The sequence below is a fragment of the Olivibacter sp. 47 genome (genome assembly GCF_030372825.1).
GTDB lineage: Bacteria > Bacteroidota > Bacteroidia > Sphingobacteriales > Sphingobacteriaceae > Olivibacter > Olivibacter oleidegradans.
Genome location: NZ_JAUCNR010000001.1, coordinates 4,543,738 through 4,555,663, shown reverse-complemented (window position 1 = coordinate 4,555,663; position 11,926 = coordinate 4,543,738). Strand labels below are relative to the sequence as shown.

The following is an 11,926-nucleotide window of genomic DNA, read 5'->3' as shown; positions in this document are numbered from 1 at the left end:
AAATCTAACTAAATAAAAATGAGCAAGACGTTATTTGATAAAGTGTGGGACTCGCATGTAGTACGAAAGATTGAGGGCGGTCCTGACGTGTTATTTATCGACCGTCATTTAATCCATGAGGTTACCAGTCCGGTGGCCTTCTTAGGGCTTAAAACCCGTGGTATTAGCGTATTATATCCGGAGCGTACATTTGCTACCGCCGACCATAACACGCCAACTATTAACCAACACCTTCCTGTGGCTGATCCGCTTTCAGCCAATCAGTTAAAGGCATTGGAAGAAAATGCCAATGCTTACGGTATTAGACACTGGGGGCTTGGCCACCAAAAAAATGGTATTGTACATGTGATCGGACCGGAAAACGGAATTACACAACCTGGTGCGACCATTGTATGTGGTGATTCGCATACGTCTACACACGGGGCCTTCGGAGCCATTGCATTCGGCATCGGTACCTCAGAAGTAGAAATGGTATTGGCCTCACAGTGTATCATGCAACCGAAACCTAAAAAGATGCGCATTAACGTAACGGGTTCTCTTAGTAAAGGTGTTACGCCTAAAGATGTTGCCTTATTTATCATATCCAAATTAACTACCTCGGGTGCTACCGGGTATTTCGTTGAATATGCGGGTGAAGTTTTCGAAAAGATGAGCATGGAAGGCCGTATGACCGTATGTAATTTAAGTATTGAAATGGGCGCAAGAGGCGGCATGATTGCCCCGGATGAAACTACGTTCACTTACATTAAAGATCGGGAGTTTACGCCAAAAGGTGAAGCATGGGATAAGGCCATGGCCTATTGGAAAACCTTGAAAACAGACAGTGATGCGGTATTCGATAAAGAGTTTACCTTCGACGGCGGCAGCATCGAACCGATGATCACGTATGGAACAAACCCCGGTATGGGAATCGGTATTTCCAATCATATTCCGGATGCGTCTGAAGTAGAGGGCGGTGTGGCCACTTATGAAAAGTCCTTAGGTTATATGGGCTTCCATGAAGGAGAATCCATGATTGGTAAAAAAGTAGATTATGTTTTCGTCGGTAGTTGTACAAATGGACGTATCGAAGATTTCAGGGCTTTTACCTCTTTAGTTAAAGGAAAGAAAAAGGCAGAGGATGTTACCGTATGGCTTGTGCCTGGTTCGCATATCGTGGAAGAACAGATTAAAAAAGAAGGACTATTGGATATCCTGACAGAAGCTGGATTCACGTTGCGCCAACCTGGCTGTTCGGCGTGTTTAGCAATGAATGATGACAAGGTGCCGGCCGGTAAATATGCGGTAAGTACTTCGAATAGAAACTTTGAAGGGCGCCAAGGTCCGGGTGCACGTACCATGCTCGCAAGTCCGCTTGTAGCAGCAGCTGCTGCTGTTACCGGTGTTGTTACCGATCCAAGAACTTTAATTTAATCTCTATGGCTTACGATAAATTTAATATATTGACAAGTACAGCGGTTCCACTTCCTATCGAGAATGTGGATACCGATCAAATTATTCCTGCACGTTTTCTTAAAGCAACTAAGCGAGAAGGCTTTGGCGACAATTTATTTCGTGATTGGCGATATAATTCGGATAATACTCCCAAAAGTGATTTCGTTTTAAACAATCCTATTTACGGTGGTAAGATTTTGGTGGGCGGAAAAAACTTTGGTTCCGGTTCTTCGCGCGAACATGCTGCCTGGGCTGTTTACGACTATGGTTTCCGCTGTGTGGTATCTAGCTTCTTTGCGGATATCTTCAAGAACAACTGTCTTAACATCGGCGTGCTACCCGTACAGGTAAGTCCTGAATTTCTAGAAAAGATCTTCAGTGCTGTTTTTGCCGATCCGAAAACTGAATTGGAAGTGAATCTTCCGGAACAAACCATTACCCTTTTGCCAACTGGCGAAAAGGAGAAATTTGATATTAGTCCCTATAAAAAGGACAACTTATCAAATGGTTTTGATGATATTGATTACCTCCAGAATATAAAAGGAGAGATTCAGGACTTTGCTTCGACACTGCCTTTTTAGAGGGATCAGTTGTGAGTTGCCCGTTGTGAGTTGTGAGCAGGCTCATTTGACACCACTACTTAAGTATTTAACAACTTAACGATATTGGTTGTGAGCTGGGTTCGTGCGACTGAATTGCAGGCTTTTTAATTTTTAATTTTTACTTACCTTACGAATGAAAAGAAAAATAGAAATAATGGACACCACTTTGCGTGATGGTGAACAAACCTCAGGTGTGTCTTTTTCTATTTCAGAGAAATTAACAATTACACAATTATTATTGGAAGAATTGCTGGTAGACCGAGTTGAAATTGCATCGGCGCGTGTTTCTGAAGGAGAGTTCGAAGCGGTAAAAACAATAACTAGTTGGGCTAAGGAAAACGGATATCTCCAAGCTATTGAAATATTGACTTTTGTAGACAATGGTATTTCTATTGATTGGATGTTGAAGGCAGGTGCAAAGGTGCAAAACTTACTTACCAAAGGGTCTTTAAACCATCTCACTCATCAGCTCAAAAAGACACCTGAACAACATTTTGCCGAAATCGCTGATATTATCGCATTAGCAAGTAAAAAGGGCATTGACACCAATGTGTACTTGGAGGACTGGAGCAATGGGATGAAAAATTCACCTGAATATGTATATCAATATTTAAATTTTCTCTCCAAACAGCCTATAAAAAGGATACTATTGCCTGACACGCTTGGCGTATTGACACCGAGTGAGACCTTTCAGTATATCGCAGAGCTGCGGCATAAATATCCGGACCAACATATCGACTTCCATGCGCATAATGATTACGACTTAGGGACGGCCAATGTACTGGAAGCAGTGAAAGCGGGGGTGAATGGCTTACACTTAACAGTAAATGGCATGGGTGAAAGAGCCGGTAATGCACCTATGGCCAGTGTCGTAGCAGTAATGAACGATTTTCTTCCGGATGTAACGGTTTCCGTTAAAGAATCTGCGATTTATAAAGTCAGCAAACTAGTTGAAACCTTTTCAGGCATCAGGATTCCTGCAAATAAGCCAATCGTCGGCGAAAACGTATTTACGCAGACCGCAGGTATCCACGCCGATGGTGATAATAAAAATAATCTTTATTTTAACGACCTACTGCCCGAACGTTTTGGCAGAAAACGCAAATATGCGCTCGGCAAAACTTCCGGTAAAGCTAACATCGAAAAAAACTTGCAAGAACTCGGATTAAAGCTTAATCAGGAAGACCTGAAAAAAGTCACCCAACGAGTTATTGAGTTAGGTGATAGAAAAGAAACCGTCACTAAAGAAGATTTACCCTATATTATTTCGGATGTACTAGACAGCAATCTATATGAAGAAAAAGTGAAGGTGGAATCATATGTTTTGACGCATGCAAAAGGATTACGTCCATCGGCTACTATCGCTGTCTGCATTGATGGTAAAACAATGGAAGAGCATGCGCAGGGTGATGGACAATTCGACGCATTTATGAAGGCCTTGGCTAAAGTATACGCAAAAAAAAACCTGCGTTTACCAAAGCTAGTAGACTATACCGTTCGTATCGCACCAGGCAGTAGCTCAGATGCGCTATGTGAGACCATTATCACTTGGGAAACCGGCAGTCGAACCTTTGTAACTCGAGGTCTCGACTCGGATCAAACCGTCTGCGCCATTAAGGCGACACAAAAAATGTTGAATATTATTTAGTGTGCTTAGATATAAGTATCAAGACATAAGACACCTGCCTGACGGCAGGCAGATAAGTAGTAAGACAAGAGCCATCGGAGTTTTGACCATCCCTACGGGAGGCAGGTTCTTTAATTATTGATATCTTGTTTGTTTCTTAAAGCATCAATGAGCCCTTCAGGGTTTTTAATTTTTACTTTTGAATTTTTACTTTTTAATTAACACTATGAACTTAAATATCGCTCTTCTAGCAGGAGATGGAATTGGCCCGGAAGTTATCGACCAGGCCGTAAAAGTAGTCAATGCAGTAGCAAAGAAATTTAGTCACCAAATCAACTGGACAGCAGCCTTAACAGGTGCTGCGGCAATTGATGCGGTCGGCGAACCTTACCCGGATGAAACCCATGCGGTTTGTATGGCAGCGGATGCGGTGTTATTCGGTGCGATTGGCCACCCCCGCTTTGACAATGATCCAAAAGCTACGGTACGTCCCGAACAAGGCTTGCTTAAAATGCGCAAAAAACTAGGCCTATTTGCTAATGTTCGCCCTACGTTTACCTTTCCTTCCTTAATCGATAATTCTCCGTTAAAGAGAGAGCGCATTGAGGGTACTGATTTAGTGATTTTACGCGAATTGACCGGCGGTATTTACTTTGGTGAAAGAGGACGCAAAGATAATGGCGATACTGCGTTTGACACCTGTACTTATACTCGTGAAGAAATTCAACGTCTTGCCAAGTTGGGCTTCGAAATGGCGATGGGCAGGAGAAAAAAACTATGCTGTGTAGATAAAGCCAACGTATTGGAAAGCTCTCGCTTATGGAGAGAAACGGTACAGGATATGGAAAAGGACTTTCCGGAAGTAGAAGTAAGTTATGAATTCGTTGACGCCGTTGCCATGCGCCTCGTACAATGGCCCAGTTCGTATGATGTCATTATAACAGAGAATTTATTTGGCGATATTTTAACGGATGAAGCTTCCGTTATCTCGGGATCTATGGGCTTAATGCCTTCTTCGTCTATCGGTATTCATACCTCCCTTTTTGAACCGATTCATGGTTCTTACCCGCAAGCTGCAGGAAAAGATATTGCTAATCCACTTGCTACTGTATTATCAGCTGCCATGATGTTCGAAGACGCCTTTAATTTAAAAGAAGAAGCAGCAGCCATTCGAGCAGTAGTCAATAAATCGCTAGCCGAGGGGATTGTAACAGAAGACTTGGCAGGAAAGAATAATAAAGCTTATAAAACCAGTGAAGTTGGCGACTGGTTGGCAGCGAATATTTAAGCGCTTGCCTCAAAAAGATACCAGATTTGTCATTATTTTGACTGCTCTGGTATCTTTTTTAGTAATACCGATGAAATGGATTTAACATTAAACTATAAAACGGCAACCACCCGTTTAAGCGGCGTAATAAATCGCACCCCGCTGGTATACCACCCCAGGCTTTCGGAAAAATATGCTTGTCACGTTTATTTAAAACGGGAGGATTTACAACTGGTAAGATCCTATAAACTTCGCGGGGCTTATAATATGGTAAGTTCGCTAAGTGATGACCAACTTAAACGGGGCGTCGTATGCGCCAGTGCGGGTAACCATGCGCAGGGCTTTGCCTACTCTTGTAATAAGTTAAGCGTGAAAGGGGTGGTTTTTATGCCGGAAATCACTCCAAAACAGAAGGTAACGCAAACGACCATGTTTGGGAATGGACAGATCGAAATTGTGCTCGTAGGTGATACGTTTGACGATTGTTTAAAAGAGGCCCTCGCCTACACTGCCGCCAATAACATGACCTTTATTCCTCCGTTCGATGACTATCGCGTTATCGAAGGACAAGGCACCGTGGGGGTCGAAATTTTGGAAGATCAGCCTGATATCGATATTGTAGTTATACCGATTGGAGGAGGAGGCCTTGCCGCGGGAGTTGGAAATTATTTAAAAAGTGAAAATCCTGCCATCAAAATCTTAGGTGTGGAGCCAGCCGGTGCCCCTTCCATGACGGAAGCATTAAAAGCGGAGCAACCCGTAACACTCAGTGAAATCAATCGCTTTGTAGATGGCGCTGCTGTTAAACGGATTGGTGAGTTGACATTTCCGCTCTGTAAGGAGATCCTAGAAAAAGTAATATTGGTTCCAGAAGGAAAAGTATGTACGAACATTTTGAAACTTTACAATGAAGACGCCATTGTTGTAGAGCCTGCAGGAGCGCTTTCAGTAGCAGCTTTGGATTTCTGTAAAGAAGATATAAAAGGCAAAACAGTGGTCTGTATCATTAGCGGAGGCAACAATGATATCGATCGGATGGCAGAAATAAAAGAGTTATCCCTTTTATACGAAGGCCTCAAACATTACTTCATCGTTCGTTTTCCGCAACGTCCCGGTGCATTGAAGCTGTTTGTAAACGAAGTATTGGGACCTCATGATGACATCACCCGTTTTGAATTCATCAAGAAAACAGAGCGCGAAAGAGGACCTGCACTTGTAGGTATCGAACTTCATAAAGCAGAAGATTATGATGCTTTGTTGAGCCGCATGCGTCAACATCGTTTTGATTTCAAAGAAGTTAATACCGACCAGACTTTGTTTGAGTATTTGATATAAGGTTGAGTTGTAGAATAGTTGAGTAGTTAAGTGGTTGAGTAGTTTAACGACTATTTAATTACTTAACTATTTCCCTACTCAACTACTCAACGATTTCCCCACTCAACGATTTCCCTACTCAACTACTTACTAATACCCATTGCATAAACAATGCCGCCCAAGAGATGTTTCCGAAAATCCACCTCATCATAACTTTCTTTCGTGTGTCCCAAGCCTGTATAGAAAGCTCTTCCACCATCATAGTTATGATACCAGGCAATAGGATGATTATCTCCATTTTTACCACCTTCATAGCTGGTTTCATCCAGTTTCATTAATACTTTTGTATCCGGATTTATATCTTTATAATTGTACCATTCATCCCATCTGCGCCAAGTATCTGCTAAATGTTCAGTAGCTGGATGATTTTTATCCAACACCAATAGGATTGCGTCCTGTTGCTTCGGGTGACTCAGAAACCATGCTCCCACCAATTTATTATACCACGGCCAATCATACTCGGTATCGGCTGCTGCATGGACCCCCACAAATCCTCCACCTTGCTGTATATAATGCTCAAATGCCGTTTGTTGTGCATCATTTAAGATATCGCCTGTTGTACTTAAAAAAACAATTGCCTTATATTTTTTCAAATTATCTTCTGTAAAAACGGAAGCATCTTCTGTATGTTCTGTAGCAAAGCCATTCTCTTCGCCAAGTTCTTCGATGGTTTTCGCCCCCTTTTCAATGGAGTCATGCCTAAATCCCGCGGTTTTTGAAAACACGAGTACCAGCGGTTTCACTTGCGAATGGTCGATATTCTTTTCCGATTTACAAAAGGAAAAGCAAATACCCGCAACCCAAATGAGGGCGAAGATAGATGCATAACGTTTTAGTTTCATAAGTTTTATAAAGTTATTAATCAGTTAATAAAAACATCCCTTGAAGACAGAGCATCCCGAGGGGTCTCACGAGTCCTCTCGGGAGCCAAGCTTTTGACTTTTTAATTATTGATATCTTGTTTGTTTCTTAAGGTATCAATGAGCCCTTCGGGGTTTTGACTTTTTAATTCAATAATGAACGATAATAATCCAAGCTTTCAAAAATTTGTTCTTTTTGAATATATAGGTCAAAATCGCAACTTCCTATTTTATTTAGAAGCGCAAAACCAATTTTATCACCGGTGTTCTTTTTATCATTCAGCATATAAGTATATAAAAACTCATATATTGCTTCGCCAAATGAATAGCTTGGGAACAGATGCATGATATAGCCTCGGATCTCGTTCAACGATTCCAGAGACAACCCGTTATGACGATGAGACAAATAAGCTTCACAGATCATGCCTACTGCAATTGCTTCCCCATGAAGCAAAGGAAAAGAGTCGTTTGCTAAAGAATAACTTTCAACCGCATGTCCAATTGTATGCCCAAAATTTAAAATCTTTCGAAGTCCTTTTTCCGTTGGATCCTTTGTAACAACATCATTTTTTATGACAACCGAACGGTAAATATAATCCTCATTCAATTCTTTTAAATCAACTCTTTGTAACTCTCCAAAATAACCCTGGTCATAGATCAACCCATGTTTTATCATTTCAGCAAAGCCAGAAACCATTTGCCGTTCGTCTAAAGTAGCTAAGAAGTCGCTATTAATAAGTACCGCTTTTGGCTGTGTGAACGTGCCGATAATATTTTTTACCCCATCCATATCAATTCCGGTCTTCCCCCCTACCGAGGCATCGACTTGCGATAATAAGGTTGTAGGTATTTGAATAAAATCAATTCCTCGTTTAAAGGTCGACGCAGCGAAACCACCGATATCCGTTATAACCCCTCCCCCCAGATTAATGAGTAAGCTCTTTCTGTCAGCACCAAAATCCAAGAGCATTTTCCAGATACCGATACAGAAATCAATATTTTTATTCTCTTCTCCAGGATCAATTTCTATTAAATCGTATGCCGTTAATTCCGGCATCGATGATGTAAACACGGGCAAGCAGTGCTCGCTGGTATTACGATCGGTTAAGATAAAAATTTTGGAATAAGTGTTTTTATTTAAAAATTCGCGCAAAGCGTTGAACTGTCTCTCAAAATATACGGAATAAGTATTACTTTTTATTTCTTTGATCATGCTTATTAGCTCTCAGCTTTCAGCTCTCAGAAATCAGCCGATATCCGATTTCTGACGGCAGATAACTAGTCAACCACTATTTTATATTGTAAAAACTCAATGACATCACCCTTTCTAACTTTATAGCGCTTCCTGAACTCCGTGACGCCATTACAGCTCACGAGCCCCTCACTTACAACAGCTTGTGCTTCTCCACCGTTCTCCACTACATTGACAGCCTTTAGCAATTGAATAAGATGGATATATTCACTATCAAGCGTAAAATTTATCATAAACCAAACCTACATAAAATTCTTAGATGAAAGCAAACGAAAATAACATTTTCTGCTATTAAGCCATCGATTTTTTCTCTAAGTTTGCTCCATGATTTCGCCATCAAAAGAACCACAATCTGTTGCCGCGAGTGATCTTACTTTCGACAACACTGAAATCGCTTTTCGCAGTAAAAGCAATGCCGAATTAAACAGAGCTTATTGGCTGTTTAAAATTATTTCCAGTAATTTTTTGACTAAAGTAGGTCCTCCGGTAACGAACTTTGCGCTTAATATCGGCCTACCTATTACAAGTCTCATCAAGAAAACGATATTTGAACATTTCTGTGGCGGAGAAACAATTGAAGGCTGCGAAAAAACCATTCAACAATTGGCTTCTCAACACGTTGGAACCATCCTCGACTATTCGGTAGAGGGTGAAGAAAGTGAACAAGCTTTTGATCACGTGTTGGCTGAGACCATTCGCACGATCGAGCGCGCCAAAAAGGATACAAACATTCCGTTTTCCGTTTTTAAAGTAACGGGCCTGGGCCGCTTTGATTTGCTGGCGAAGGTAAATGCAGGCGAACCATTGACGGAAACAGAAGCGGCTGAATTTGCACGTGTAAAAAACCGGGTGGAAAAAATATGTGCATTTGCACATCAAGCAGGCGTTGCCGTGTTAGTCGATGCCGAACATTCATGGATACAGGATACCATTGATGACTTGGCTAGAGACATGATGCGAAAATACAATACGGAAAAAGCAATCGTATACAACACCTATCAGCTTTACCGCCACGATATTTTGGCTGCTTTAAAGGCAGATGTCTACTTAGCTCAAACTGATAATTTTTATGTTGGGGCTAAGTTAGTGCGTGGCGCCTATATGGAAATTGAACGAAAGCGAGCTGAAGAAAGGGGCTATCCATCCCCCATACAACCAAATAAAGAAGCCGCTGATCGTGATTATAATGAGGCTATCCATTTTTGTTTGGACAACCTTGATCGAATAGGTTTTATGGCTGGCACGCATAACGAGGCCAGCAGTTACCTCCTAGCAACGGAATTAGATAAAAGAGGAATAGCGAGAGGTGATCGCCGAGTCTATTTTGCCCAATTATTGGGCATGAGTGACAATCTTAGCTTTAATTTATCCGCTGCCGGATACAATGTGGCAAAGTATATGCCTTACGGGCCGGTAAAAGCGGTAATGCCCTACCTCTTTAGAAGAGCGCAAGAGAATACCTCTGTTGCCGGACAAACAGGCCGAGAACTGAGCCTTATCATAAAAGAAAAAAATCGCAGAAAAAAATAGCCGATGAGACCATCGGCTATTTTTCAAAGAAGCTTTCGCCGTTGAACCAAGAGTTCTAAGGTATCAGGAGCGGTCAATAATTCCGTCTGTATTCCCAGCTTTTTGGCTGTAACAAGATGCTGGGGGCTATCATCAATAAATAATGTCTTTTCCGGCTCGAGCTGGTGTGTCTGCAAAACAAATTCAAAAATATTCGAATTTGGCTTTCTCATGCCTAATAAATGAGAGTAATAATCTTTGATAAAAAAGCTGCTATTATCTTCCAAGGCATGTTCTTTTTTCAGGTACTCCATAATGGATTGATAGTGGATTTCATTGTTATTACTAAGTAAAAAGGTGTTGTATCGATCTTTTAGTTGCCATAATAATTCGTGTCTGCCTTTAGGTACACCGATTAACAAGGAGTTCCATGCATTATCAATTTGTTGGTCTGTTAAGTCAGCTTTTCCCGTAACTTCACGTATCCCATCTCTAAATTGCGCGGCAGAAACTCTTCCCATATCAAAATCATCAAATAAAGCATTTTGTTCGGTATGCGCAAACACCTTTTCTACTCCCTTGACGCCCAAATCAGTAAAGGCTTTATGCGCCTTAGCGAAGTCGATCATGAAGATTACATTGCCGTAATCGAAGATAATATTTTCAATATTTTGCATAATTAATTTTAAAATGTGCCTACAAATATGTAAAATTGCACTCGCAAATCAGCAATGGTTGCCGCTCCTATAGCTCAGTTGGTTAGAGTAGAAGACTCATAATCTTTTGGTCCCTGGTTCGAGCCCAGGTGGGAGCACAAAACAAACCCCTCTTTACGAGGGGTTTGTTGCTTATATCCATCTGAGATAGACTATTCATTTGATCCTGATAAACACCTTTTTTATTTTCCGGTGATTCTTTACGTTCCTTTTCAATAGGGCGTACGAAAAATTTTCGCCTTGTAAAACTTTGCACCGTTCTTTGTCCGATAATATTGAAAGTAGCCATCGCTGGAATAAATATCCACATAGCGTGTACACCAGGTTGGACTGGTAACAGGATCGGGTAGTTCAGTTGTCTTCTCCGAATCTGGACGTGTAAGTACAAATAGACCGGACTGCTGTCGGCTGATGCCTTTCACAAAAGTCTTGTTAAGCAGATTAGGAGCGTCCGTAAACGCTTTTGTTGTTTTATCAAAGCGATAAACGCCCCCATTGGTGCTCACCCATAATATATTAGGATCATTTAGGTCTCGGGATAGATCATGTCCATAGGGATTAGCACTGCTGGTTGTGTTCAAACGCCCCCGTCTTTCAGGGATTTCCGTCAAGGTAGGAGCGGCATCCGTTCCACCAACTTGCAGGGCCATTACAAAGTCATTCCCCGTTGCCCATAGGATATTTTCCACGGAATCATATAAGACGGCATGCGCTTTATTAAGCCGAATGGCTGCATGGGCTAAATTGTCCGTTCCAACTGAAGAGGCGAAAAGCAATACCGAATCTTTATCTGTAGCAGCAACGGCGATGTTTCCATTTGGTAACAATTCTACACCATGCGGATTAAATCCGAGATTATAAGCCCATTTCTTTATCCCCCCAGGATAAGAAGCAATCGTAACTAAACCATTTGAACAGGAAGCAACTAAATGGTTTCCTCCCCATACGTTAACAGTGCGGACTTTGAAATCTGTCGGCAGCCCCCAATTGTCTAGCGCATATTGAGAATAGCCTTTAGCTGCCTCCGGTTTCCACGACCATTTCAGCGCAGTGGAGCTATTCCAGTCTTCGACCCCCGGATCATAGATTTCAATTTTATTAGTAGCCTGATTACCGGCCCATATCCAGTCGTCAGTAACCGTTTCCGTCACTCCTTTAGCTTGAGCTGACATGGTGGTGCTTTTCTGTAAAAAAGCTTGTTTATCTTCTTTGCAGCAGGCAAAAATAAAAACCATGCAAAAAATAAATAATCTTTTCATTGAATTATGTAGATTAATAAACTTAT

At 41.5% G+C, this 11,926-nt stretch carries 11 protein-coding genes and 1 tRNA gene; 7 read left to right on the top strand and 5 right to left on the bottom strand.

The annotated features are described in order from the left end of the window. The first annotated feature begins 18 nt into the window (after positions 1 to 18). From leuC to ilvA, 5 genes are all read left to right on the top strand, one after another. Positions 19 to 1,413, top strand: a complete 1,395-nt coding sequence (leuC, locus tag QT327_RS19895; RefSeq protein ID WP_130856411.1) for a 3-isopropylmalate dehydratase large subunit — start codon at positions 19 to 21, stop codon at positions 1,411 to 1,413. 5 nt (positions 1,414 to 1,418) lie between these two features. After that, entirely contained in the window at positions 1,419 to 2,015 is a 597-nt protein-coding gene (gene leuD / locus QT327_RS19890) for a 3-isopropylmalate dehydratase small subunit (protein ID WP_013665557.1), read from the top strand. A gap of 154 nt (positions 2,016 to 2,169) precedes the next feature. After that, on the top strand, positions 2,170 to 3,684 hold the full coding sequence (locus tag QT327_RS19885) for a hydroxymethylglutaryl-CoA lyase-like TIM-barrel protein (RefSeq protein WP_130856410.1): 1,515 nt from the start codon (positions 2,170 to 2,172) through the stop codon (positions 3,682 to 3,684). Positions 3,685 to 3,889: 205 nt separating this feature from the next. After that, positions 3,890 to 4,951, top strand: a complete 1,062-nt coding sequence (gene leuB, locus QT327_RS19880; RefSeq protein ID WP_130856409.1) for a 3-isopropylmalate dehydrogenase — start codon at positions 3,890 to 3,892, stop codon at positions 4,949 to 4,951. Positions 4,952 to 5,026: 75 nt separating this feature from the next. Beyond that, positions 5,027 to 6,265: a threonine ammonia-lyase IlvA gene (gene ilvA / locus QT327_RS19875; protein ID WP_289553810.1), complete on the top strand. Its 1,239-nt coding sequence runs from the start codon at positions 5,027 to 5,029 to the stop codon at positions 6,263 to 6,265. Positions 6,266 to 6,387: 122 nt separating this feature from the next. Here the strand turns inward: ilvA and QT327_RS19870 are convergent, their stop codons facing one another. The 3 genes from QT327_RS19870 to QT327_RS19860 form a co-directional block, all read right to left on the bottom strand. Beyond that, the gene (locus QT327_RS19870) at positions 6,388 to 7,146 is read right to left on the bottom strand and encodes a ThuA domain-containing protein (protein ID WP_149105318.1); all 759 of its coding nucleotides are present in this window, start codon (positions 7,144 to 7,146) and stop codon (positions 6,388 to 6,390) included. A 163-nt stretch (positions 7,147 to 7,309) separates the two neighbouring features. Then, positions 7,310 to 8,377, bottom strand: a complete 1,068-nt coding sequence (gene aroB / locus QT327_RS19865) for a 3-dehydroquinate synthase (protein ID WP_149105317.1) — start codon at positions 8,375 to 8,377, stop codon at positions 7,310 to 7,312. 65 nt (positions 8,378 to 8,442) lie between these two features. Next, on the bottom strand, positions 8,443 to 8,649 hold the full coding sequence (locus QT327_RS19860) for an RNA-binding S4 domain-containing protein (protein WP_013665551.1): 207 nt from the start codon (positions 8,647 to 8,649) through the stop codon (positions 8,443 to 8,445). Between the two features lie 91 nt (positions 8,650 to 8,740). On the opposite strand from QT327_RS19860, the gene QT327_RS19855 reads away from it, so the two are divergent. Then, a complete protein-coding gene (locus QT327_RS19855; protein ID WP_130856406.1) occupies positions 8,741 to 9,946 on the top strand; it encodes a proline dehydrogenase family protein in 1,206 nt (401 codons plus the stop codon). Between the two features lie 23 nt (positions 9,947 to 9,969). Here QT327_RS19855 and QT327_RS19850 read toward each other — a convergent pair whose 3' ends face one another. Further along, a complete protein-coding gene (locus QT327_RS19850) occupies positions 9,970 to 10,602 on the bottom strand; it encodes an HAD family hydrolase (protein WP_013665549.1) in 633 nt (210 codons plus the stop codon). Positions 10,603 to 10,665: 63 nt separating this feature from the next. Between QT327_RS19850 and QT327_RS19845 the strand changes: the two genes are divergently transcribed. After that, positions 10,666 to 10,739 (top strand) — tRNA-Ile (locus tag QT327_RS19845). 114 nt (positions 10,740 to 10,853) lie between these two features. Here QT327_RS19845 and QT327_RS19840 read toward each other — a convergent pair. Then, a complete protein-coding gene (locus tag QT327_RS19840; RefSeq protein WP_289553808.1) occupies positions 10,854 to 11,900 on the bottom strand; it encodes a DUF6528 family protein in 1,047 nt (348 codons plus the stop codon). Positions 11,901 to 11,926 lie beyond the last annotated feature (26 nt).

Coding starts and splice junctions, on each gene's coding strand:
- leuD (WP_013665557.1), top strand. CDS start 1,419: ATGGCTTACGATAAATTTAATATATTGACAAGTACAGCGGTTCCACTT.
- QT327_RS19840 (WP_289553808.1), bottom strand. CDS start 11,900: ATGAAAAGATTATTTATTTTTTGCATGGTTTTTATTTTTGCCTGCTGC.
- ilvA (WP_289553810.1), top strand. CDS start 5,027: ATGGATTTAACATTAAACTATAAAACGGCAACCACCCGTTTAAGCGGC.
- leuC (WP_130856411.1), top strand. CDS start 19: ATGAGCAAGACGTTATTTGATAAAGTGTGGGACTCGCATGTAGTACGA.
- QT327_RS19870 (WP_149105318.1), bottom strand. CDS start 7,146: ATGAAACTAAAACGTTATGCATCTATCTTCGCCCTCATTTGGGTTGCG.
- leuB (WP_130856409.1), top strand. CDS start 3,890: ATGAACTTAAATATCGCTCTTCTAGCAGGAGATGGAATTGGCCCGGAA.
- QT327_RS19885 (WP_130856410.1), top strand. CDS start 2,170: ATGAAAAGAAAAATAGAAATAATGGACACCACTTTGCGTGATGGTGAA.
- QT327_RS19850 (WP_013665549.1), bottom strand. CDS start 10,602: ATGCAAAATATTGAAAATATTATCTTCGATTACGGCAATGTAATCTTC.
- QT327_RS19860 (WP_013665551.1), bottom strand. CDS start 8,649: ATGATAAATTTTACGCTTGATAGTGAATATATCCATCTTATTCAATTG.
- QT327_RS19855 (WP_130856406.1), top strand. CDS start 8,741: ATGATTTCGCCATCAAAAGAACCACAATCTGTTGCCGCGAGTGATCTT.
- aroB (WP_149105317.1), bottom strand. CDS start 8,377: ATGATCAAAGAAATAAAAAGTAATACTTATTCCGTATATTTTGAGAGA.